Annotated in this window: 22 protein-coding genes; 12 read left to right on the plus strand and 10 right to left on the minus strand. The window is 68.6% G+C overall.

Translation table 11 applies throughout. The features are described from left to right. Positions 1-92: 92 nt before the first annotated feature. The 3 genes from RBB84_RS10320 (at position 93) to RBB84_RS10330 (ending at position 3,058) form a co-directional block, all read left to right on the plus strand. Positions 93-1,502 (plus strand): amidase, encoded by a 1,410-nt coding sequence (locus RBB84_RS10320; protein WP_006554473.1) that lies wholly within the window; start codon positions 93-95, stop codon positions 1,500-1,502. Next, a complete protein-coding gene (locus RBB84_RS10325; protein ID WP_033097766.1) occupies positions 1,493-2,068 on the plus strand; it encodes a TetR family transcriptional regulator in 576 nt (191 codons plus the stop codon). Before RBB84_RS10320 ends, RBB84_RS10325 begins: the two co-directional genes overlap by 10 nt. A 231-nt stretch (positions 2,069-2,299) precedes the next feature. Next, positions 2,300-3,058 (plus strand): hypothetical protein, encoded by a 759-nt coding sequence (locus tag RBB84_RS10330; RefSeq protein ID WP_052040098.1) that lies wholly within the window; start codon positions 2,300-2,302, stop codon positions 3,056-3,058. Positions 3,059-3,172: 114 nt separating this feature from the next. Here the strand turns inward: RBB84_RS10330 and era are convergent, their stop codons facing one another. From era to RBB84_RS10355, 5 genes are all read right to left on the minus strand, one after another. Beyond that, positions 3,173-4,090 (minus strand): GTPase Era, encoded by a 918-nt coding sequence (era, locus tag RBB84_RS10335; RefSeq protein ID WP_024101353.1) that lies wholly within the window; start codon positions 4,088-4,090, stop codon positions 3,173-3,175. Further along, positions 4,087-5,403 (minus strand): hemolysin family protein, encoded by a 1,317-nt coding sequence (locus tag RBB84_RS10340; protein ID WP_033097765.1) that lies wholly within the window; start codon positions 5,401-5,403, stop codon positions 4,087-4,089. Before RBB84_RS10340 ends, era begins: the two co-directional genes overlap by 4 nt. 58 nt (positions 5,404-5,461) lie before the next feature. Then, the gene (gene ybeY, locus RBB84_RS10345) at positions 5,462-6,004 is read right to left on the minus strand and encodes an rRNA maturation RNase YbeY (RefSeq protein ID WP_006554478.1); all 543 of its coding nucleotides are present in this window, start codon (positions 6,002-6,004) and stop codon (positions 5,462-5,464) included. Positions 6,005-6,053: 49 nt separating this feature from the next. Then, positions 6,054-7,112 (minus strand): PhoH family protein, encoded by a 1,059-nt coding sequence (locus tag RBB84_RS10350; protein ID WP_006554479.1) that lies wholly within the window; start codon positions 7,110-7,112, stop codon positions 6,054-6,056. Positions 7,113-7,214: 102 nt separating this feature from the next. Then, entirely contained in the window at positions 7,215-7,817 is a 603-nt protein-coding gene (locus tag RBB84_RS10355; RefSeq protein ID WP_170318574.1) for a TetR/AcrR family transcriptional regulator, read from the minus strand. A 181-nt stretch (positions 7,818-7,998) separates the two neighbouring features. Here RBB84_RS10355 and RBB84_RS10360 point away from each other — a divergent pair, with 181 nt between their 5' ends. After that, positions 7,999-9,612, plus strand: a complete 1,614-nt coding sequence (locus tag RBB84_RS10360; RefSeq protein ID WP_052040097.1) for an MFS transporter — start codon at positions 7,999-8,001, stop codon at positions 9,610-9,612. Here RBB84_RS10360 and RBB84_RS10365 read toward each other — a convergent pair. From RBB84_RS10365 to hrcA, 4 genes are all read right to left on the minus strand, one after another. After that, positions 9,556-10,368 (minus strand): prolyl oligopeptidase family serine peptidase, encoded by an 813-nt coding sequence (locus RBB84_RS10365; RefSeq protein WP_033097763.1) that lies wholly within the window; start codon positions 10,366-10,368, stop codon positions 9,556-9,558. The genes RBB84_RS10360 and RBB84_RS10365 overlap by 57 nt on opposite strands. Before the next feature lie 81 nt (positions 10,369-10,449). Beyond that, the gene (locus RBB84_RS10370; RefSeq protein ID WP_033097762.1) at positions 10,450-11,208 is read right to left on the minus strand and encodes a 16S rRNA (uracil(1498)-N(3))-methyltransferase; all 759 of its coding nucleotides are present in this window, start codon (positions 11,206-11,208) and stop codon (positions 10,450-10,452) included. Between the two features lie 9 nt (positions 11,209-11,217). Then, on the minus strand, positions 11,218-12,369 hold the full coding sequence (gene dnaJ / locus RBB84_RS10375) for a molecular chaperone DnaJ (RefSeq protein ID WP_006554483.1): 1,152 nt from the start codon (positions 12,367-12,369) through the stop codon (positions 11,218-11,220). Positions 12,370-12,417: 48 nt separating this feature from the next. Next, on the minus strand, positions 12,418-13,461 hold the full coding sequence (gene hrcA / locus RBB84_RS10380; protein WP_006554484.1) for a heat-inducible transcriptional repressor HrcA: 1,044 nt from the start codon (positions 13,459-13,461) through the stop codon (positions 12,418-12,420). Positions 13,462-13,618: 157 nt separating this feature from the next. Between hrcA and RBB84_RS10385 the strand changes: the two genes are divergently transcribed. Beyond that, entirely contained in the window at positions 13,619-13,972 is a 354-nt protein-coding gene (locus RBB84_RS10385) for a type II toxin-antitoxin system VapB family antitoxin (protein WP_006554485.1), read from the plus strand. 210 nt (positions 13,973-14,182) lie between these two features. Here RBB84_RS10385 and hemW read toward each other — a convergent pair whose 3' ends face one another. Further along, entirely contained in the window at positions 14,183-15,430 is a 1,248-nt protein-coding gene (hemW, locus tag RBB84_RS10390) for a radical SAM family heme chaperone HemW (protein ID WP_052040104.1), read from the minus strand. Positions 15,431-15,798: 368 nt separating this feature from the next. Between hemW and RBB84_RS10395 the strand changes: the two genes are divergently transcribed. The 7 genes from RBB84_RS10395 to RBB84_RS10425 all read left to right on the plus strand — a co-directional run bounded on the left by RBB84_RS10395 (position 15,799) and on the right by RBB84_RS10425 (position 23,278). Next, positions 15,799-17,514 (plus strand): nitrite/sulfite reductase, encoded by a 1,716-nt coding sequence (locus RBB84_RS10395; RefSeq protein WP_019288351.1) that lies wholly within the window; start codon positions 15,799-15,801, stop codon positions 17,512-17,514. Positions 17,515-17,563: 49 nt separating this feature from the next. Beyond that, positions 17,564-18,292 (plus strand): phosphoadenylyl-sulfate reductase, encoded by a 729-nt coding sequence (locus tag RBB84_RS10400; protein WP_006554488.1) that lies wholly within the window; start codon positions 17,564-17,566, stop codon positions 18,290-18,292. Beyond that, positions 18,289-19,233, plus strand: a complete 945-nt coding sequence (cysD, locus tag RBB84_RS10405) for a sulfate adenylyltransferase subunit CysD (RefSeq protein ID WP_006554489.1) — start codon at positions 18,289-18,291, stop codon at positions 19,231-19,233. The genes RBB84_RS10400 and cysD overlap by 4 nt, the downstream gene beginning before the upstream one ends. Before the next feature lie 2 nt (positions 19,234-19,235). Beyond that, the gene (locus RBB84_RS10410; RefSeq protein ID WP_006554490.1) at positions 19,236-20,570 is read left to right on the plus strand and encodes a GTP-binding protein; all 1,335 of its coding nucleotides are present in this window, start codon (positions 19,236-19,238) and stop codon (positions 20,568-20,570) included. Then, positions 20,567-21,310: a sirohydrochlorin chelatase gene (locus RBB84_RS10415; protein WP_033097760.1), complete on the plus strand. Its 744-nt coding sequence runs from the start codon at positions 20,567-20,569 to the stop codon at positions 21,308-21,310. The genes RBB84_RS10410 and RBB84_RS10415 overlap by 4 nt, the downstream gene beginning before the upstream one ends. A gap of 105 nt (positions 21,311-21,415) precedes the next feature. Further along, positions 21,416-22,306, plus strand: a complete 891-nt coding sequence (gene ppk2 / locus RBB84_RS10420; RefSeq protein ID WP_006554492.1) for a polyphosphate kinase 2 — start codon at positions 21,416-21,418, stop codon at positions 22,304-22,306. A gap of 96 nt (positions 22,307-22,402) precedes the next feature. Continuing rightward, positions 22,403-23,278, plus strand: coding sequence for a universal stress protein (locus tag RBB84_RS10425; protein ID WP_033097759.1), 876 nt, complete (start codon positions 22,403-22,405; stop codon positions 23,276-23,278). Positions 23,279-23,309: the final 31 nt, after the last annotated feature.

The following is a 23,309-nucleotide window of genomic DNA, read 5'->3' on the forward strand; positions in this document are numbered from 1 at the left end:
GTCATGTCGCGGTGACACGGGACGGTCCACGAAGGGACTCGACACCCAGAACGGGAACGCGTTATTGTTCGTTCGAACGAACGGGGGAACGAATGGACGCTCGAACCGACCTGCGCGACCTGAAGGCGACCGTCGAGGCACTCGACCGCGGCGAGACCACCTCCACGGACCTCGTCCGTGCGAGCCTCGACCGGATCGACGAATCGCAACCGCACCTGAACGCCTTCCGCGTCGTGCGCCGCACCACCGCACTCGACGAGGCCCGCGAGGCCGACCGGCGCCGCGCGAACGGCGAACGCCTCCCCCTGCTGGGTGTCCCCATCGCGATCAAGGACGACACCGACATCGTCGGCGAGACGACGATGTTCGGCTGCGCCGGCACCTTCGCCCCGAAGGACACCGACGCCGAGGTGGTGCGTCGCCTGCGGGCCGCCGGCGCGGTGATCGTCGGCAAGACCCACTCCCCCGAACTCGGCCAGTGGCCGCTCACCGGCGGCGACGCCTTCGGGCACACCCGCAGCGCGTGGTCGCGCGACCACACCCCCGGCGGCTCGTCGGGTGGCAGCGCCGCGGCCGTCGCGGCGGGACTCGTGCCGGCCGCCCTGGGATCCGACGGCGCCGGATCGGTCCGCATCCCCGCCTCGTGGTCCAATCTCGTCGGCATCAAGCCCCAACGCGGCCGGATCTCCATGTGGCCCGACGCCGAATCCTTCAACGGACTCACCACGCACGGCCCACTCGCCCGCACGGTCGCCGACGCGGCCCTGCTCCTCGACGTCGTGTCCGGGAACCACCCCGGCGACCGGCACGCGTGCGCGCCGCTGACCGTCTCCGACGCCGTGGGACGAGATCCCGGCAGACTGAACATCGCTCTGTCGCTGAAGATCCCGTTCACCGCGACACCCACCAGCCTCGACGCCCGCGTCCGCACCCGCATCGCCGCACTCGCCGCGGTACTGCGCGATCTCGGCCACGAGGTGACGCTCGCCGATCCCGACTACGGAATGACGTTCGGTCTCACCTTCCTCCCTCGATCCATGGCCGGTATCGAGGATTGGTTGTACCGCCTGCCCGACCCGTCCCTCGCCGACGTGCGCACCCGCGCCAACGCCCGCACCGGCCGGTTCCTGCACGGTTATCCGTTGCGGGCGGCGCGCGCGGTCGAACCGCGACTGCACCGTCGGGTCGGCCGCATCTTCGACCGGTTCGACGTCGTACTCGCCCCCACCACTGCCACACCGCCGCTGCCGGTGACGGCGATCGACGGCATCGGCGGCTGGGCGACCGACAAGGTCATCACCGGCGCATGCCCCTACGCGTGGCCGTGGAACGTGCTGGGCTGGCCCGCGATCAACGTCCCCGCGGGTTTCACCGAGGAGCGACTGCCGGTGGGTGCCCAGCTGCTCGGCCCGGCGAACTCCGAACCGCTGCTGGTGTCCCTCGCCTCCCAACTCGAATCGGTGCTGCGCTGGCACGAACACACCCCGGAGCGATGGTGGTGACCACGCGCGACGACGCCCGCTCGCGGATCGTCCACGCCACCCTGTACCTCGTCGGCACCGACGGGGTCGCCGGGGTGACGAACCGGCGCATCGCGGCGCGCGCCGAAGTGTCGCTCGGTTCGATCACCTACCATTTCCCCACCCAGGCCGACCTGCTGCGCGCCGCGCTCGAGTTCTTCGTCGACGAGGAGACCGAGCGGCTGCGAGAACTCGCCGAGCAGTATCGATCCCGGGCCCTGTCGCTGACGGAGGCCGCCGAACTCACCGAACGCGTCGCCCACGACCTGACCTTCACGGCCGAACGCATTGCCCCCTTCGAGCTCTATGTGCAGGCGGGGCGCGACGAGGAACTGCGGCGGGTCGCCGAACGCTGCTGGCGTGCCTACGACGCGTTGACTGCCTCCGTCCTTTCCGCGCTGGGAGTGCCGGATCCGGAGACGATCGCCCCGACGGTCGTCGCGACCATCACCGGGTTGCAACTGCGCCGCCTGTCGACGGGTACGGAGCCGGATCTGTCGGAGGCCGTTCTGCTGCTGCTGCACGGCGCGGCGGCCACGCGTCGCTGAGTTCCCTTCGGTCACCGGCCCCGGCGTGACGACGCGTTCACATCCGCGTCCGCGACGAAACACCACCGTCACGAATCATGCCGTGTGCACAGTTCTTTCGCGTCGCGAGTGGTTCGTCGGCCGATTGCCGAGTCCTGTCCGACTCTTCGAGATCGACATGTTCCGGCCGACGACGGCGGTGCCGCCCATCGATGCTCGCGGCGATGCTGCACCATCGGCGCCGACGAACTCATGGTGCGTCCCTTCGGGCGCTGGATGATCAACGGCCGTATCGCCTACGTCGTGCTGTTCGTCGTCACCTATCTGCTGTCGTTGTTCTTCTGCCCACACCTGCTCTCGCGATCATCGGTGCCGTGCTGCTCCCGGCGGCGATCAAGGCCGGGCTGCTCCCGGCGGCGATCAAGGCCGGGCTGCCGCCGCTCGGCCTTGATCGCCCTCGCGATTTCCGGACAGGGCGTGGCCCTCGAACATTGCGCCACCCATTTCGTCGACGGCTTGGTCCACGCGTTCAAGGCCATGGGAATCATCCTGCCGGTGGCCGGATTCGTGTACCCCGGCATCCCCGACTACTCCGGTTCGATCCTGGGACTCGAGGACGGCACCGGGCCGGCCTTCCTGTTCGACGCCGTCGAGAGCATCCAGACCCGCATTCCCGACAACGGTCTCTTCGCCGCGTTCAGCATGATCCTGATCGGCATGCTCATCGGTCTGGACGGCTCCGGCTGGGCCGGTCTGCCGCTTACCGGTGGTATCGCCGCTGCGCTCGCCCCGCAGGCCGGAACGGACACCGCAACGCTTGCCGCCCTTGCGCAGAACGCCGCGACCTGGACCGGCGGCGGCACCCGCGTCATCTGGTCGTCGCTGATCGTGGCCGCGGGCTTCTGCCGCGTCCCGGTCGGAGATCTCGTGCGACGACTCGCGATCCCGGTGGTGAGCGGATTGCTCGTCGCCGCTGTCGCCGCTTCGACGTCTCCGCCGCCGTCGCCATGACACCGCGGCCGGCGGAACTGATCGACCGCTTCAGCGCGTTCGTCGGCACCGACCTACCTCGCGTCGATGTGGGTCGCCCGGCCGATCACCGCGTCCACCCCGTAGGGCTCGGCGTCAGAATCCCAGACGGCCCAGCTGTTTGGGGTCTCGCTGCCAGTCCTTCGCGACCTTCACGTGCAGGTCGAGGTAGATCTTCACGCCGAGGAGCTTCTCGATCTGGGTGCGTGCGGCGGTGCCCACTTCGCGCAGCCGCGCGCCCCCCTTGCCGATGACGATGCCCTTCTGGCTCGGCCGTTCGACGTAGAGCAGGGCGTGCACGTCGAGCATCTCGCCCTGCTTCTCGGTGCGACCCTCGCGTTCGGTGATCTCCTCGATCACGACGGCGAGCGAGTGGGGCAGCTCGTCGCCGAGACCTTCGAGGGCGGCCTCGCGGATGAGCTCGGCCATGAGGGTCTCTTCCGGCTCGTCGGTGAGCTCGCCGTCGGGATAGAAGGCCGGTCCGGGTTCCATGTGCGAGACGAGGACGTCGACGAGGACCTCGACCTGCTCACCCGAGGCCGCGGAGACCGGCACGACCTCGCAGTTCTCGCCGAGGAGCTTCGACACGGCGAGCAACTGCGCGGCGACCTGCTGTTTGCCCACCTTGTCGATCTTCGTGACAATGCCGATGACCGGGGTCTTCGGCGCCATGTGGCGCACCTGCTCGAGGATCCAGCGGTCGCCGGGGCCGATCTTCTCGTCGGCGGGGAAGCACATGCCGATCGCGTCGACCTCGGAGTAGGTGTCCTGCACCAGGTCGTTGAGCCGCTGGCCGAGCAGGGTGCGCGGGCGGTGCAGTCCCGGGGTGTCCACGAGGATGAGCTGGGCGTTGTCGCGGTGGACGATGCCGCGGATGGTGTGGCGGGTGGTCTGCGGGCGCGACGAGGTGATCGCGATCTTGCTGCCGACGAGCGCATTCGTGAGCGTCGACTTCCCGGTGTTGGGCCGGCCGACGAAACAGATGAAGCCGGAACGGAAGTCGGTGTCGGTCATGCATGCTCCTCGGTGGTGGCCGTATCGGTATCGGTGGGTTCTTCTTCGGGGCTGACGCGCTGCACGAAGACGGTGCTCACACGCACCCGCCCGCGGACGTCCGGTCCGCCCTCGCCGCGGAGCAGCAGGCCGTGGGTCCGTACCTCCGCACCCGGCAGAGGAACTCGGCCGAGTTCGTAGCCGAGGAGTCCGCCGACGGTGTCGACCTCGTCGTCCTCGATGTCGATGTCGAACAGTTCGCCGAGGTCCTCGACGGGAAGTCGCGCGGAAACGCGGTAGGTGTCGTCGCCGAGTTCCTCGACGTCGGGGATCTCCCCGGTGTCGTACTCGTCGGCGATCTCGCCGACGATCTCCTCGATGACGTCCTCGATCGTCACGAGACCGGCGATGCCGCCGTATTCGTCGACGAGGATCGCCATGTGGTTGCGGTCGCGCTGCATGTCGGCGAGCAGATCGTCGAGGCGCTTCGAATCCGGCACGAAGACCGCCGGTCGCATGACGTCGGCGACGGAGACGCTGCGTCCGCCGTCGCGGTGGTAGTAGGTCTGCTGGACGAGATCCTTGAGGTAGACGACACCGCGGATGTCGTCGACGTTCTCACCGATCACCGGGATCCGCGAGTGCCCGCTGCGGACGGCGAGCGAGGTGGCCTGACCGGCCGTCTTGGTCTCCTCGATCCACACCATCTCGGGGCGTGGAACCATGATCTCGCGAGCGGTGGTGTCGCCGAAGTCGAACACCGACTGGATCATCCGGCGTTCCTCGTCGGCCACGACCCCGCTCTCCTGAGCGAGATCGACCAGTTCGCGCAGCTCGATCTCGTTGGAGAACGGGCCGTTCCTGAAACCGCGACCGGGTGTGACCGCATTGCCTACGCTGATGAGGATTCGGCTGATCGGACCGAGCAGGACACCGAGTACCCGCAGCGGTCCGGTGGCGGCGAGCGCGATCGGGTACGCGTGCTGGCGTCCGAGCGTGCGCGGGCTGACCCCGATCACGACGTAGTCGACGATCACCATCACCGTAGCGCCCACGACGAGCGCCCATGTGCGGTCGAGCACGGCGAGCAACGCACCGACGAGCACGACGGTGGCGGTGATCTCGCAGAGGATGCGCAGCAGCACCGTCAGATTGACGTAGCGGGGCCGATCGTCGAGCAGACCGAGCAGGCGGCGCGCACTGGGGCGGCCCTCCTTCGCGAGTTCCTCGGCGCGCGCCGCGGATACGGTGTTGAGCGCGGAATCGACAGCGGCGAACAGGCCGCCGAGCACCACCAGGACGACCGCCAGGACGACGAGGGGCACGGTACTCACGCGATCGTCACTCCCTCGATCGGTGCCGTCCGATCACGATGGCTCGCACTGTCGCCGCTCATGATTCGGGGGTGTCGACGAAACCGGCCTTGCCCAGCAACTTCCGGTCGCGGGCGGCGAGCCGCGCCTCGTGCTCGGCGCGGCGGATCTCCTCGTACCACTCGGCGAGGAGCTGGTTCTGCAGGCCGAACATCTCCTTCTCCTCCTCCGGTTCGGCGTGGTCGTAGCCGAGGAGGTGGAGCATGCCGTGCACGGTGAGCAGGGCGAGTTCGTGGGCCACCGGGTGACCGGCCTTCGCCGCCTGGTCGGCGGCGAACTGCGGACACAGCACGATGTCGCCGAGCATCGACGGTCCCGGTTCGGGAGCGTCCGGACGCCCCCCGGGCTCGAGTTCGTCCATGGGGAACGACATCACGTCGGTGGGGCCGGGAAGGTCCATCCACCGCACGTGCAGATCGGCCATGGTGTCGAGGTCCACGAGCACCATCGACAACTCCGCCGCCGGATGCACATCCATCCGGGCGATCACGAAACGGGCGACGTCGAGGAGCTCCTCCTCCGAGACGTCCATTCCCGATTCGTTCGAGATCTCGATGCTCATGACTGGAGTTCCTTCTGCACGACGGTATTCGGTTGATCTACAAGGGTGTTCATCGACGCTGCACCCGCTGCGCGCGACGTTGAGCACGGTTGCCGGGGATCCCGTCGCCGTCGCGGGTGGCCTCGAAACGGCTGTAGGCGTCGACGATGTCGGAGACGAGCCGGTGCCGCACGACGTCGCTGCTGTCGAGTCGCGCGATGTGGATGTCGTCGATGCCGTCGAGGATCTCGGTGGCGGCGGCGAGACCCGAACGGGCGCCGCCGGGCAGGTCGATCTGCGTGATGTCGCCCGTCACGACGATCTTGGAATTGAAGCCCAGACGCGTGAGGAACATCTTCATCTGTTCGGCGGTGGTGTTCTGCGCCTCGTCGAGGATGATGAACGCATCGTTCAGGGTGCGGCCACGCATGTACGCCAGGGGTGCGACCTCGATGACCCCGGCCTGCATGAGCTTCGGGATCGCCTCGGGATCCATCATGTCGTGCAGCGCGTCGTGCAGTGGACGCAGATACGGGTCGATCTTCTCGTGCAGGGTGCCCGGCAGGAAGCCGAGCCGCTCCCCTGCCTCGACGGCGGGACGCGTGAGGATGATGCGGTTGACCTGCTTGGTCTGCAGCGCCTGCACGGCCTTTGCCATGGCGAGATAGGTCTTGCCCGTACCAGCCGGTCCGACACCGAAAACGATGGTGTGGGCATCGATCGCGTCGACGTACCGCTTCTGGTTCAGGGTCTTGGGCCGGATCGTCTTCCCGCGCCGCGACAGAATGTCGAGGCTGAGCACGTCGGCCGGCGACTCGGAGAGCCCCTGGGTGAGCATGCCCACGGTGCGACGCACGGCGTCGGGCGCGAGCGATTGTCCGCGACGGACGATGGTGACGAGTTCGGCGAGCGCACGTTCCGCGAGGGCGACGTCGGCGGGCGCTCCGGTCAGCGTGACGGTGTTGCCCCGCACGTGGATGTCCGCCGCCAGGAGGGCTTCGAGGGCGATCAGATTCTCGTCCGCGGCTCCGAGCAGGGGCGCTGCGGCCTCCGAGGGGAGGTCGAGGCTCGATTTGACCGTGGTCGGCTCGAATTCGGGGGGCTCGTGGGGTCGGTCTGGTTCACTCACGTGGACGGTACGTCCTGCTTTCGGTTCGGCTCCTGCACGACGGTCGTCGTGTTCGTGCCAGTCTAGCGCCGGACGAAGCGCACCCTCCCGCAACAGGGAGTTTCAGCGGGGTTGGATTCCGCCTTCACCAGAACCCGCCTCCGCGAGCCACCGCCGTGCCTCGGCGAGGATCCCGGGTGCCCGGTCGGGTGAGACCCCACCGAGCACGAGATTGCCCAGGACGATCGTGTCGCCCGAGTCGTCCACCAGCCCGAGATTGGCCTGCTCGAGTGTGGCCATCGTCAGGCCCTCCATCATCCCTACGAGCACGGGCGCCGGGAGGTAGTCGGAGAGCTGACTCTGCGCGAGGCCGCGTTCGACGTGCCCGAGGACACGTGAGCGCACCGGGGAGACCAGCTCGGCGATGCGCTGCTCTCCCATCTCCTTGCGGGCGAAGGAGAGCAGCACGCGGTAGCGGTCGCCGATGGGCCAGGTCCGCAACGCCACGACCGCGAGCGCGACCGCGGGATCGTCCGGCTCGGGGTGGTCGAGAGCCTCGGCGAGTGCGGTCGAGGCGTCGTCGACGATCCCCTCGACGAGGGCTTCCCGGTTGGGGAAGTGCGCATAGACGGTGCGGCGGACGACACCCGCGGCTTTGGCGACATCGTCCATGCTCGCGTCGGAGTCGGCCGCAAAGCACATCACCGCAGCGTCGAGTATGCGCATGCGGTTCGCATTGAATCGGGTTCGCGGTCGTGTGACCGAGTTCTCCACGTTCTCGCCCTCTTCCGCCGACTGTGATCTGTCTTTCATTTTAGTTGCACACGGATGTGCAGCTGCGTAACTTGCACACCACCGTGTAGATCGGGGCTCAGGTCCCGGCCCGTGTCGCACCCGAGGAGAGCCCATGCCCACTGCCGTGACCCTCGCAGGAGGGACCGCAGCGAAGGAACCCTACCGGCTGCGCTGGGCCGGACTGGCGGTGCTGTGCCTGAGCCTGCTCATCGTCGTGATGGCCAACACCTCGCTCATCGTCGCCGCACCCGGCATGCTGCGCGAACTGCAACTCACCAGCGCCGACATGCAGTGGATCATCGACGGCTACACCGTCCCCTATGCCGCGCTGATGCTGCTGTTCGGCGTGCTCGGCGATCGATACGGACGACGTCGCGCGTTGCTGGCGGGCCTGGTCGTCTTTGCCGCCGGCGCGGTCTACGGATCGTTCGCCGACAGCGCCGGCGACGTGATCGTCGCGCGCATCGTCATGGGGGTGGGCGCCGCCGTGATCATGCCTGCGACACTGTCGCTGCTCGTCGCGATGTTCCCCGTGCACGAGCGTGCCCGCGCGATCGCAGCCTGGGCCGCCACGTCCGGACTCGCCATTGCGCTCGGTCCCCTGCTCGCCGGATGGCTCCTCGAATCGAACTCGTGGGGTTCGACCTTCCTCATCAACGTGCCGATCGCGGCATTCGCGGCGATCGCGGCCCTGATCCTCGTGCCGGCCTCGAAGGCGGACGATCTCACCCGCACCGACTGGGTCGGCGGCGCCCTGTCGGTCGCTGCTCTCGGCGGAATCGTCTACGCGATCATCGAGGGGTTCCACTTCGGTTGGGGCACCGGGGTGATCGCCACCTCGATCGGCTCGGTGATCGCCGCGGTGCTCTTCGTGGTGTGGGAACTTCGCCACCCCCGGCCGTTGCTGGACGTGCGTCGGGTCGCGGACCGGACCGTCGGCGGTGCGTGCGTGTCGGTGTTACTGCTCTTCCTCGTCGCCTTCGGCGCCATCTACTTCGTCGCGCAGCAGTTCCAGTTCGTGCTCGGTTACGGCCCGCTCGAGACCGGTCTGCGTCTGCTTCCCCTCGCGGTGACGGTCTCGCTCGGCGCGGCGCTGAGCGGCCGGTTCGCGCCCCGACTCGGTGCGCGGGCCCTCGTGGGCACGGGCATGGTCGCCGCTGCGGCAGGCATCCTCACCTTGACCGTCACGGCCGGCGCCTCCGGCTTCACGCCCTTTCTGATCTCGTTGTTGCTGCTCGGATTGGGCATCGGCCTGGCCACATCCCCGTCCACCGACCTGATCATGGGCGGCTTCCCCGACTCGGACCTCGGAGCGGCGGGCGGGTTGAACGACACCGCAGTGGAATTCGGCGGGTCTCTGGGCATCGCCGTGCTCGGCTCGATCCTCGCGACCACCTATCACCGCGAGATCTCCGGGTTCCTCGACGGATTGCCGTTGGCGGACCTGACAGGTCCGATGGCCGATCAGGCCGCGATGGCGATCGAGGCGGCCGGCGATTCGGTGGGCGGTGCGGCGATCGTCGCGGAGGAACTCGCAGCGAACCCATTCGCGGCGTCGTACGCACAACCGCTGCTCGACGCGTCGTCCGCAGCGTTCGCCGAGGCGATCTCGTCCGCGAGCCTCGTCGCCGGCATCGTCCTGCTCATCGGCGCCGCGGCGGTCACCACGCTACTCCCCCGCGGACTCCACACCCGCACCGGCAGCGAGGCCGAGATCGGCCACTGACCGGACGGTGAGCAGGTCGAGCGATCGCGCCCAGGCCCGGGTGCTCCGGTTCAGGAAGGCGACGTGATCCTCACCGTCGAACAGCTCCAGCGACACCGGATCTCCTGCCGCGTCGGCCGCGTCGACGTAACGGTGCGCGACACTCACCGACACCTGCTCGTCGGCGGTGCCGTGCAGCACCGCGACCGGCACACCGATCGGCGGCCGGTGCGTCGGCGAGGCCGACCGATAACACTCGGGTGCCTCCGCGTAGGACGCACCGAAGAGCGCCTCGAACGCCTCCACGCGACGACCGCGCTCCCCGGCGGTGACGAGGTCGAGCGCACCCGCCTGCGAAACCACGAATTCCGGTCGCACCGACGTGCACTCACCCGCGAGCCACACCGCCAGCTGGCCTCCCGCAGAGTGACCGACGAGCCGCACACGGTCGAGATCGACCTCGACACCGCCGCGCTGCGCGTGCGGAACGACCTCGGTGAAGATCGTCTCGTACGCCGCGACCACATCGGCGGACATCTCGTCCCACGCGCCACCGGCCTCGAGACGGCGGTACTCGACGTTCCACGCCACCACACCGCGACGCGCGAGTTCCACGGACAGCGCCGTACCGAGGGTGAGCTGGTAGCGGCCGTGCCACGAACCGCCGTGAACGACCATGACGGCGGGAACGGGCCCCGTCACCGTCGCGGGGTCGGGTAGGAAGACGTGCCCGAACTGCTGCGAGTGGGTGCCGTAGGCGATCTTCGTACGAGCCAAGAGAGGAAATTCCTTCGATACGTATGGTCGGGACCCGCAAGCGATCCCGCAGCACAGAGAATCGGGACCCGCAAGCGATCCCTAGTGCAGGGGCCTGGTACGCCACCGGTCGGTCAACACACCGATCGCGCCGAGTGCGACGGCCGCGGCGGTCGAGGTGCGCAGCACCGTGGGGCCGAGACCGACGGCCACCGCGCCCGCGTCGACGAGGGCCTCGACCTCCGCGTCGTCGAGTCCGCCTTCGGGACCGACGATCAGCGTCAGCGAATCGACGTCGCGCACGGGCAGATCGGCGAAGGGGATCGTGGCGGATTCGTGGAGCACCGCGACGACGTCGCCGCGCTCGACGGCCGAGCGGACCCGTGCGACGACCTCGGGTGTGCGGTGCAACCCGGCCACCGTCGGCACGTGCGCGCGCCGCGACTGCTTCGCCGCGGACGTCGCGACCGCCTGCCACTTGGCAACACCCTTGTCCGCCTTGGCGTCCCACCGGGCGACACAGCGCACCGACTGCCACGGTACGAACTCGTCGGCGCCGGCCTCGGTGGCCAGTTCGACGGCGAGTTCGGACCGGTCGGACTTCGGCAGCGCCTGCACGACGGTCACGCTCGGACGCGGCGGGTCGACAACGCGACGACCGAGCACGAGCGCTTCGAGCCGGTCCTTCGCGACCGCCGTGACCTCGACGTCGGCGACCTCACCGGCACCGTCGGACAACACGAGCCGCTCGCCTACCGCGATACGGCGCACCGTCGCGGCGTGCCGGCCCTCCTTGCCGTCGAGCACGGCCGTCCGCCCCTCGTCGGGCAGCGGGTCGAGGTAGAACAGTGTCGCGGCCACCCGAGCGACCTAACGGGCGCTGAACGCGTCGCGCAGGCGCGAGAACAGGCCGCCGGTGTTCTGCGAACCCGTGGTCACGACCTCGACATGCTCCCGGTCGCTGTGCCGGCGCAGGTCCTCGAGCAGCTTCGTCTGCTTGTGATCGAGCTTGCTCGGCACCACGACCTCGAGATGCGCGTGCAGGTCGCCGCGCGTACCCGAGCGCAGCTTCGGCATGCCGTGGCCGCGCAGCACCGAGACCGAACCGGGCTGGGTGCCGGGATCGATGGTGATCTCGGTGGGGCCGTCGAGGATGGTCTCGATCGTCACCTTGGTGCCGAGCGCAGCGTCGACCATGGGCACGCGGATGGTGCAGTGCAGGTCGTCGCCGTCGCGCACGAAAACCTCGTGCTGCTGTTCGAGCACCTCGACGTAGAGATCGCCGGCAGGACCGCCGCCGGGGCCGACCTCGCCCTGGGCCGCGAGGCGGATGCGCATCCCGTTGCCGACGCCGGCGGGCACCTTGACGGTGACCTCGCGGCGGGCGCGCACGCGGCCGTCACCACCGCACTTGCGGCAGGGATCCGGGATCGTCTCGCCGACACCGCGGCAGGTGGGGCACGGGCGGGACGTCATGACCTGGCCGAGGAAGGAACGCTGGACGGACTGAACCTCACCGGCGCCACCGCAGGTCTCGCAGCGCACGGGCTTCGAATCGCCGTGGGTGCCGGAACCGGTGCACGCGTCGCACAGGATCGCGGTGTCGACCGTGACCGTCTTGGTGACGCCGCGAGCGCATTCCTCGAGGGTCAGGCGGGTGCGGAGCAGCGAGTCGGCGCCGGGCTGGACGCGGCCGCGCGGACCGCGGGAACCGCCGGCCCCACCACCGAAGAACGCCTCGAAGACATCACCGAGGCCGCCACCGAAGCCGGCGCCGCCGAAGCCGCCCGCACCGCCGCCACCGGGTTCGAGCGGGTCGCCGCCGAGGTCGACGATGCGTCGCTTCTCGGGATCCGACAGCACCTCGTAGGCGGCCGAGATCTCCTGGAAACGCTTCTGCGCCGACTCGTCGGGGTTCACATCCGGGTGGTGCTCGCGCGCCAACTTGCGGTACGCCCGTTTGATCTCCTGGTCGGTCGCGTTCTTGGACACGCCGAGCGTCCCGTAGTAGTCCCGTGCCACGTTTGGTTCTCGTCCTTACGTCGTTCTACAGAGCAAAATGGACGGTGCTCAGCGTTCGCCGAGCACCTCACCGATATATCTCGCAACGGTGGCGACCGATGCGATGGTTCCCGGATAGTCCATCCGGGTGGGGCCGAGCACCCCCAGACCACCGAAGACCGTACCCGCGGCCCCGTAACCGGTGGACACGACCGAGGTGGTGCGCATCTCCTCGAACTGGGTCTCCTCACCGATGCGGACGGTGACCCGGCCTGCGTCCTGGCTGGACGCGAGCAGTTTGAGCACCACGACCTGCTCCTCGAGGGCTTCGAGGACCGTACGCAACGAGCCCGGAAGCATGCCGTGGCCGTCGAAGTCGGCGGCGTTGCGGGTGAGATTGGCGGTGCCGCCGAGCACGAGACGCTCCTCGGGGTGCTCGACGAGGGTCTCCACCAACACGGTGGTGCACCGGATGAGCGCGTCGCGCAGATCGTCCGGTGCGTTGTCGGCGAGCTCGGTCACTGCGACGGAGGCCGCGGCGAGCCGCTTGCCGGTCAATGCCCCGCCGAGCAGCTCACGCAACCGCGACAGGCCGTCCTCGTCGATCACGTCGCCGAGTTCGACGATGCGCTGATCGACGCGGCCCGAGTCGGTGATGAGCACGAGCAGCAGCCGCGCCGGTGTCAGCCCGACCACCTCGAGATGTCGCACGGACGACGCGGAGAGCGTCGGGTACTGCACGACCGCGACCTGGCGGGTGAGCTGCGCGAGCAACCGCACCGCGCGGCGCAGCACGTCGTCGAGGTCGACGCCCGATTCGAGGAACTGCAGGATTGCGCGGCGCTCGGCCGACGAGAGCGGTTTGACCTCCGCGATCCTGTCGACGAACTGGCGGTAGCCCTTGTCGGTGGGCACGCGTCCCGAGCTCGTGTGGGTCTGTGTGATGTATCCCTCTGCTTCGAGCACAGCCATGTCGTTGCGGACCGTGGCGCTGGACACTCCGAGATTGTGCCGGTCGACGAGAGTCTTGGAGCCGATCGGCTCCTTGGTGGACACGTAATCCGCCACGATGGCGCGCAAGACCGTGAATCTCCGCTCCTCGGTACTCGACAACCCGCCACCTCCGTTTCCGCCGCCTGCAGGACTGCACCTCTCGGGGCCGTACCCTGTCAGTCTAATCGCGCGACGACCTCGAAGGTGTCGGGCACGTGTGCGATACCACCCCGAACCGGAAGCGACGCCTTCGGCGCGTCCCCCGTAATGTGTTCACATGATCTTCAAGGGCGTCCGGGACGGCAAGCCGTATCCCGATCACGGACTGTCTCTGCGCGACTGGTCGAGGATTCCGCCCCGCCAGGTGCGCCTCGACGAGATCGTCACGACGACGAAGGTGCTCGAACTCGACCGGCTGTTGTCGGAGGACTCGACGTTCTACGGCGATCTGTTCCCACACGCCGTCCAGTGGCAGGGCGTGCTGTACCTCGAGGACGGACTCCACCGTGCCGTGCAGTCTGCGCTGCGGAACCGGACGGTGCTGCACGTGCGTGTCTTCGAGTACGACGTGCTGATTCCCGGTGGCGTGCCCGACCCGGGCGCCGAGGTTCGGGGCCCGTCGCCCGCATAGCCCGATCAGGGGTGGATACCGTGGAGCCCCGCGATGTGTCGAGTGTGATCGTCACCCTCACGTTCGTCACCGTCGACGGCCGGACCGAGTCGGATAAGTACTAGGTGTCGGTGGTCGAGAACCGTGGGCGGCTGTCGGTCTACGACTCGGAGCGCATCGGAGCAGCATGACGCGACCGGTCGGTCGGAGCAGCATGACGCGACCGGACGGTCAGTCGTCCGCGCCGAGCAGGATGGTGCGGACCACCGCGTCGGCGAGCAGCCGGCCCCGGTCGGTCAGCACGAGCTGATCGTCGCGCTCCACGGCGAGCCCGTCGGCGACCACCGTCTCTGCTGCCTCGCGCTCACCGTCGTCGAGCTCCGACAACGGCAGGCCCGTGCGCAGCCGGACGGTGAGCATGACGAGTTCGGTGTGCCGGTCCTCGGCCGTGAGGTGTTCGCTGCCCCCGACGGGCAGGACTCCGTCGGCGAGGGTCGACGCGTAACGGGCGGGATGCTTGACGTTCCACCAGCGCACGCCACCGACGTGGCTGTGCGCGCCCGGCCCGGCGCCCCACCAGTCGCCGCCGTCCCAGTAACCGAGGTTGTGGGCGCAGCGCGCCGACGGATCATCGGCCTTCGCCCAGTTGGACACCTCGTACCAGGTCATCCCGGCGTCGGCGAGTCGCGCGTCGATCCGCTCGTACCGCGATGCGAGCACGTCGTCGTCCGGAGCCGGCAGCTCGCCGCGACGGACACGGCGAGCGAGGGCGGTGCCGTCCTCGACGATGAGCGCGTACGCCGAGACGTGGTCGACCCCCGCTTCGAGCACGGCGTCGAGGGAGGCGTCGAGGTCGGCGTCGCGCTCGCCGGGAGTACCGTAGATCAGATCGAGGTTGATGTGGCCGAAACCGGCCGCGCGCGCTTCCTTCGCCGCCGCGACGGGACGCCCGGGTGTGTGGGTGCGGTCGAGGACCGCCAGCACGTGGGGCGCCGCGGACTGCATGCCGAGCGACACGCGGGTGTATCCGGCCTCGCGGATCGACGAGAAGAACTCCGTGGAGGTCGACTCCGGGTTCGATTCGGTGGTCACCTCGGCGCCGGGAGCGAGCCCGAACGAGTCGCGGATCGCGTCGAGCACCTGCGCGAGACCGTCCGCGCCGAGCAGCGAGGGTGTTCCGCCGCCGACGAAGACCGTCTCGGCAGCGGGAGTCCGTCGTCCGGATTCGGACAGCAGCCGGGCACCGGCGTCGAGTTCGCGGCGCAGACCCTCCAGCCAGGACTGCGGCGACGCCGCGCTGCCGAGTTCCCCGGCCGTGTAGGTGTTGAAGTCGCAGTAGCCGCAGCGGGTCGCGCAGAAGGGCACGTGCACGTACACACCGAACGGTCGCGTCCCCACTCCTGCGAGTGCCGAAGCGGGAAGTTCGAGACCGGCCGGACGACCCGCGATACCGATTTCCGTGCCGGTGCGTCGACCGATCTCAGTGCTGTTCACGCCCTCCAGTGTTCCAGAGACCTGAAGGGCGGCTCCGCGCGCGACGCCCCTACCTCGACATTTCCCGAAAATCGGGTGGAAATACCGCCCGCAATTCGGAATCGCCCCGGTGACATGGCACAATGGTCCGCATGACAGGACACGGAGTGCGACTCGTGGCGCGACGCCACGTCGACTTCAAACGCGTCTGCGCATCCTGTTGTCTGCCTTGCGCCGCTTGTCTCTGCGCCGACTGTCTCTAGTCGGCACTCCCCGGCACATCCCAGATCCCGCCGGGTCGAAGCATGCGTGCACGAGGTCAGCTCCCTCCTGCGCTCGTCGATCCGGTTCCAGCGAGTATCAGGAGACCCTGTATGTCGTCGATCACCGACGTCACGCCCGCCGACGAGTCGGCCACTCCCGCCCGCCGCGCGCGTCCCGCCAAGCGTCGCGCCGAAGGCCAGTGGGCCCTCGGCTACCGGGAGCCGCTCAACGCCAACGAGCAGACGAAGAAGGACGACAACCCGCTCAACGTCCGCAAGCGTATCGAGAACATCTATGCGCAAACCGGTTTCGACGGAATCGACAAGAGCGATCTGCGCGGCCGCTTCCGCTGGTGGGGTCTGTACACCCAGCGCGAGCAGGGCTACGACGGCACCTACACCGGTGACGAGAACATCGACCTGCTCGAGGCGAAGTACTTCATGATGCGGGTGCGCTGCGACGCCGGCGCCCTGAATCTCGCGCAGCTGCGGACGATCGCCGGTATCTCCACCGAGTTCGGTCGCGACACCGCCGACCTGTCCGACCGCGAGAACGTCCAGTACCACTGGATCGAGGTCGAGAACGTCCCCGAGATCTGGCGTCGTCTCGAATCGGTCGGACTGAAGACCACCGAGGCGTGCGGCGACTGCCCTCGCGTCGTGCTCGGTTCGCCGCTCGCCGGTGAGTCCCTCGACGAGATCATCGACGGCACCCCCGCGATCGACGAGATCGTGCGCCGCTACATCGGCAACCCCGAGTACTCGAACCTGCCGCGCAAGTTCAAGACCGCGATCTCCGGCCAGCAGGACGTCGTGCACGAGATCAACGACGTCGCCTTCATCGGCGTCGAGCATCCCGAGCACGGCCCCGGCTTCGACCTGTGGGTCGGCGGCGGCCTGTCCACCAACCCGATGCTCGCGCAGCGGGTCGGCGCCTGGGTGCCGCTCGAGGAGGTCGCCGATGTGTGGGAAGGCGTCGTCGCGATCTTCCGCGACTACGGCTACCGGCGGCTGCGGTCCAAGGCACGCCTGAAGTTCCTCATCAAGGACTGGGGCATCGAGAAGTTCCGCGAGGTGCTCGAGACCGAGTACCTGAAGCGTCCGCTCATCGACGGCCCGGCCCCGGCCGCACCGGAGCGTCCCATCGATCACGTCGGTATCCAGAAGCTACGCAACGGCCTCAACGCCGTGGGTGTCGCGCCGATCGCCGGTCGTGTCTCGGGCACGATCCTGTCGAAGGTCGCCGACGCCGCCGAACGTGCGGGTTCCGACCGGATCCGGTTCACCCCATACCAGAAGCTGATCGTGCTCGACGTGGCCGACGACAAGGTCGAGCAGCTCGTCACCGAGCTCGAGGCGCTGGGTCTGCCGGCCTCGCCGTCGCCGTGGCGCAAGAATCTCATGGCGTGCACGGGAATCGAGTTCTGCAAGCTGTCCTTCGTCGAGACGCGCAAGCGTTCGCAAGCCCTCGTGCCCGAGCTCGAGGAGCGTCTCGCCGACATCAACGCGCAGCTCGACGTCCCGGTGACGATCAACATCAACGGCTGCCCGAACTCGTGTGCGCGCTCCCAGATCGCCGACATCGGCTTCAAGGGTCAACTCGTCGACGACGGTGAGGGCAACCAGGTCGAAGGTTTCCAGGTGCACCTCGGCGGTGCGCTGGGCTTCGACGCGAAGTTCGGACGCAAGCTGCGCCAGCACAAGGTCACCAGTGCCGAGCTCGGCGACTACATCGAGCGGGTGGTGCGCACCTTCGTCAAGGAGCGCACGCCCGGCGAGCGCTTCGGCGAATGGGTCGTCCGCGCCGAGGAGGCAGACCTGCGATGACGGGCACTGCTGCAGCGGTCGACACGAAGACGGATCGGGAAGGGACGCGATGACGATCGATACGAACATCGACGAGCTCCGGAGTATTGCCGCGCAGGGGGCGGCAGAACTCGAAGGTGCGTCGGCGCAGGAACTCCTGCGGTGGACGGACGAGACCTTCGGTACCCCCACCACCGACGGTGGACGTAGCGGGTACATCGTCGCGTCCAACATGCAGGACGGTGTCCTGGTCCATCTGGCCGCGCAGCAGCGCCCCGGCGTGGACGTGCTGTTCCTCGACACCGGCTACCACTTCGCCGAGACGCTCGGCACGCGCGATGCGGTGGAGCAGGTGTACGGCGTGAACATCGTCAACGCCCGGGCGCAGCAGTCCGTCGCGGAGCAGGACGCCCTGCTCGGCAAGGATCTGTTCGCCCGCGACCCGAACGAGTGCTGCCGCCTGCGCAAGGTGGTGCCGCTGAAGGAGAGCCTGAAGGGCTACCGCGCCTGGGTGACCGGAATCCGCCGTGTCGAGGCGCCCACCCGCGCGAACTCACCGCTCATCTCGTTCGACGACGCGTTCGGACTGGTGAAGATCAATCCGATCGCGGCATGGTCCGACGAGGACATGCAGAACTACATCGACGAACACGGGATCCTCGTCAATCCGCTCGTCGACGAGGGCTACCCGTCCATCGGGTGCGCCCCGTGCACCACCAAACCACTTCCCGGAGCCGATCCGCGCAGCGGGCGCTGGGCCGGCCGAGCCAAGACCGAATGCGGGTTGCACGCCTCATGACACTCACCGATACGAATCCCACCGAGACCCGGACGCTGCTGGACGGCAACCGGTTCGACACCCTCGACGCCCTCGAGTCGGAAGCGATCCACGTCTTCCGCGAGGTCGCGGGCGAGTTCGAACGCCCCGTCATCCTGTTCTCGGGAGGCAAGGACTCCACCGTCCTGCTGCACCTCGCCATCAAAGCGTTCTGGCCCGCGCCGCTGCCCTTCGCGCTGTTGCACGTCGACACCGGCCACAACCTCCCCGAGGTCCTCGAGTTCCGCGACCACGTCGTCGAAAAGTACAACCTCCGACTGCACGTCGCGAGTGTCGAGGACTACCTCGCCGACGGCCGGCTCACCGAGCGTCCCGACGGCATCCGCAACCCGCTGCAGACCGTGCCGCTGCTCGACGCGATCTCGGAGAACCGGTTCGACGCCGTCTTCGGTGGCGGCCGCCGCGACGAGGAGCGTTCGCGCGCCAAGGAGCGGATCTTCTCGCTGCGCAACGCATTCGGCCAGTGGGATCCGAAGCGTCAGCGTCCGGAGTTGTGGAATCTGTACAACGGGCGGCACGCACCCGGGGAGCACGTGCGTGTCTTCCCGCTGAGCAACTTCACCGAGCTCGACATCTGGCGCTACATTGCCCGCGAGAACGTCGAACTGGCGAGCATCTACTACGCGCACGAGCGCCCCGTCTACCGCCGCGACGGCATGTGGATGACCCCGGGTGTCTGGGGCGGTCCGGCCGAGGGCGAAGAGCCCGAGACGCGTTCGGTGCGCTACCGCACCGTCGGCGACGGATCGACCACCGGCGCGATCCTGTCCGAGGCCTCCACGAACGAGGAGATCCTCGCCGAGGTCGCGGCATCACGACTGACCGAGCGCGGCGCCACCCGCGGCGACGACCGGGTTTCCGAAGCGGCGATGGAAGACCGCAAGCGAGAGGGCTATTTCTGATCATGAGCGACCTTCACGAGCAGAGCGTGCAGAGCGACACGCAGCTGCTGCGCCTCGCCACCGCCGGTTCGGTCGACGACGGCAAGTCCACCCTGGTGGGACGACTGCTCTACGACACCAAGTCCGTACTCGCCGACCAGATCGACGCCGTCACCCGCGCGTCGGTCGACCGCGGCCTCGACACCCCCGACCTCTCGCTGCTCGTCGACGGCCTTCGCGCCGAGCGTGAGCAGGGCATCACCATCGACGTGGCGTACCGCTACTTCGCGACGCCGAAGCGCAGCTTCGTCCTCGCGGACACCCCGGGTCACGTCCAGTACACCCGCAACACGGTGTCGGGTGCGTCCACCGCGCAGCTCGTCGTCCTGCTCGTCGACGCGCGCAAGGGTGTCGTCTCGCAGACCCGCAAGCACGCCGCCGTGCTGGCCCTGCTCGGTGTGCCGAAGCTCGTCCTCGCGGTCAACAAGATCGACCTCGTCGAGGATCCGGCCTCGGTGTTCGCGCAGATCTCCGCCGAGTTCGGGGAACTGACGAGTTCGCTCGGCTGGGCACCCGAGGACGTGCAGGAGATCCCGGTCTCCGCGCTGCACGGCGACAACGTGGCCGTGCGCAGCGAGAGCACCCCCTACTACGACGGCCCGACGCTCATCGAGCACCTCGAGTCGGTTCCCGTCGACGCCGATGTGCACGGCCGGCACGAGACCGGTCTGCGCTTCCCGGTGCAGTACGTGATCCGTCCCCGCACCGCCGAGTTCCCCGACTACCGCGGCTACGCCGGTCAGGTCGCGGCAGGGTCCGTGCGCCCCGGTGACGAGGTCGTCGTGCTGCCGTCCGGTGTCCGCACCACCGTCGAGCGCATCGACAGTGCCGACGGCGCATTCGATGTCGCGCACGCCGGCCGGTCGGTGACCCTCGTGCTCGCCGACGACGTCGACGTCTCCCGCGGCGACATCATCGCCACCCCGGAGGCGGCACCCGAGCCGCTGTCGGAGTTCGAGGCCACCGTGTGCTGGCTCGCCGAGAAGCCGTTGCGCCCGGGCGCCCGGTTGCTGCTCAAGCACGGCACCCGCATCACGCAGGCCATCGTCGGGACGATCGACGAGCGGTTCGACGAGCAGGATCTCTCCTCCGTCCCGAGCCCGGAGAGCATCGAGCTCAACGAGATCGCGCGCATCACGGTGCGTGTGGCCGAGCCGATCGCCGCGGACGACTACCGCATCAACCGCCGCAGCGGCAGCTTCCTGCTGATCGATCCGGCCGGGGGCAACACCCTCGCCGCGGGTCTCGTGGGCGACGGACTCGCCGACATCGAGCTCGGGGACCGCGTCCCGGCATGATGCCGCTCGTCGCCGTCGCGCACGGCAGTCGCGACCCGCGTTCGGCGCAGGCCGTGGCTGCCGCGCTCGACACCGTCCGGGCCGAGAACCCCGGTCTGGACGTGCGACTCGCGTTCCTCGACCTGAACACCCCGTCGGTCGGTCAGGCTCTCGACGCGCTCGCCGCGGACGGGCACCGGCAGGTCGCGGTGGTGCCGCTGCTGCTCGGCAGCGCCTTCCACGCGCGGGTCGATCTGCCGGCCCTGTTGCACGAAGCGCAGCAACGTCATCCGCTGCTCGAGGTGCTGTGCTCGCCGATCCTCGGCGACGACGATCTCCTCGTCGACGCGGCTCGCGATCTCATCACGGCCACGGGGGTGTCGGCCGACGATCCGTCCGTCGGTATCGCAGTGTGCGCGGTGGGATCGCGACGCCCCGAAGCGAACCGGGCGACCGGGCTGGTCGTGCCCCGCATTCTCGTCGGCACGGCGTGGACGCAGGCCGCGGCGTGCTTCGCCACGACCGGTCCGTCCGTGGGGACGACCCTCGCCGACCTCACCTCCCGCGGTGCCCGCACCGTCGTGCTGACACCGTGGATCCTCGCCCCCGGGCTGCTGTGGGACCGTGCCTGCGCCGAGGCCGACAGCCTCGGGCACGTGCGGGTCGCGCCGACCCTCACCCGGCACGATGCCGTCGCGCGGGTGATCACCGAGCGCTACACCGAGGCCGTGCACCGGCGGCGCGGACTGCGCGTGGCCTGAGTCACTTCCGGATCTCCACCCGAGTTCACGCACGATTTGCATTCCTCCGCTACAACGGAGTCACGGTCGTCGTCCGACGACATCGGTGATCCGGGAGGGCCTCACGTGCAGAACGAACTTCGGCGCTACATCGATCGGCTCCGCACGGAGGGCTATTCGGTGCGCGACGACCACGGTGAGGACCCCGATCTGATCGACATCGAGGGCCGGGCCGTCGACACCTGGCGGGAGAACTATCCGTACGACACCCGGATGGACCGCGCCACCTACGAGGTCGAGAAGTATCTCCTGCAGATCGAACTGCTGAAGTTCCAGTCGTGGGCCAAGGACAACGGCTCCAAGCACATCATCGTGTTCGAAGGTCGCGACGCCGCCGGCAAGGGCGGCACGATCAAGCGGTTCCAGGAGTACATCAACGTCCGGCACGCCCGGACCGTCGCGCTGAACAAGCCGTCCGACCGTGAGCAGGGCCAGTGGTATATGCAGCGCTACATCCAGCACTTCCCCACCGCCGGTGAGCTCGTACTGTTCGACCGCTCCTGGTACAACCGAGCCGGCGTCGAACGGGTCATGGGTTTCTGCAGCGACGACGAGTACGAACGTTTCATGGAGCACGTCCCGTTGTTCGAGAAGCTCGTCGTGGACGCCGGCATCACCCTGACGAAGTTCTGGTTCTCCGTCACCCGGAGGGAGCAGCGCACGCGCTTCGCCATCCGCCAGCTCGATCCGGTGCGGCGGTGGAAGCTGTCGGAGATGGACCTCGAATCGCTCGACAAGTGGGACCAGTACACCGACGCGAAGGAAGAGATGTTCCGGCGCACCGACACCGACTGGGCGCCGTGGACGACCATCAAGTCCAACGACAAGAAGCGGGCCCGGGTCAACGCGATGCGGTTCTTCCTCAACCAGTTCGAGTACGACGACAAGGACCGTCAGATCGTCTTCCCGGCCGACCCGAGGATCGTGCAGCGCGGCAAGGACGCCGTCGGCGACTAGCTGCCGGGAGGTCGTGCTCCGGGCGTGCCGAGGTGCGCAGGACTGGCGCCCAGACTGCGATCCGTACCACACTGGATGGTGACGCGAGGAGGCAGCATGGGCACAGCCAATGTCGGTCACGGAATCGTCGTCGGCATCGACGGATCGGACAGCGCACTCGATGCGGCCCGGTGGGCCGCCTGCGTCGCCCGACGTCTCGGCGAACCGATCGACCTGGTCCACGTTCATCCCCCCACCTCCGGCGACGGGACCGACCCGTCGGAGGAAGCCGTTCTGACCGCCGCGGAAGCGGCAGTTCGGGGCGCGGTCGACCGGGTCGAGGTCCGGCGGTCCACTCCGTCGGGCAAGCCGGATCGAGTGCTCACCGACCTGTCGCGCGAGGCACGGATGATCGTCCTCGGCCACACGACCACCACGGAGTGGGAGTCGATGATCCGGCGCTCCGACGTCGTGTCGGTGGCCAACCACGCGGAATGCCCGGTGGTGACGTGGCGCAGCCGCGACGGATTCCAACCGCCCGACGGGCGCCCGGTCGTCGTCGGAGTGGACGGCACCGAGGTCAGCGAGTCCGCCGTCGAGCATGCGTTCGCGACCGCCGCGGCGCTCGAGGCACCCCTCGTCGCGATCCACACCTGGACGGAGCAGTCCACGCTCACCTACGGCGAGGGGTCACGGTTCACGGACTGGACGGCCTACGTCGAGCACCGGAGGGAGGAGATGAAGTCGCATACCTCCGGGCACACCGAACGGTTCCCCGACGTCGCGGTCTCCTACCGGGTCGCGCGGGGCAAGCCCGACATCGTCCTGCTCGAGGAATCCAAGAGTGCCCAGCTCGTGGTGGTGGGCAGCCACGGCCGGAGCCCGCTGGCCGCTGCGGTGGTCGGCTCGAGCAGTCAGGGACTCATCCATCACAGTTGCTGTCCGGTCATGATCTGCCGGGCCCACCAACGATCGGAAACCGAGGCCCACTGAGCCGACCCGCGTGACCCTCGAGTCCCCCGCT

It is taken from the genome of Rhodococcus sp. D-6, assembly GCF_040256695.1.
In the GTDB taxonomy this organism is placed as follows: domain Bacteria; phylum Actinomycetota; class Actinomycetes; order Mycobacteriales; family Mycobacteriaceae; genus Rhodococcus; species Rhodococcus pyridinivorans.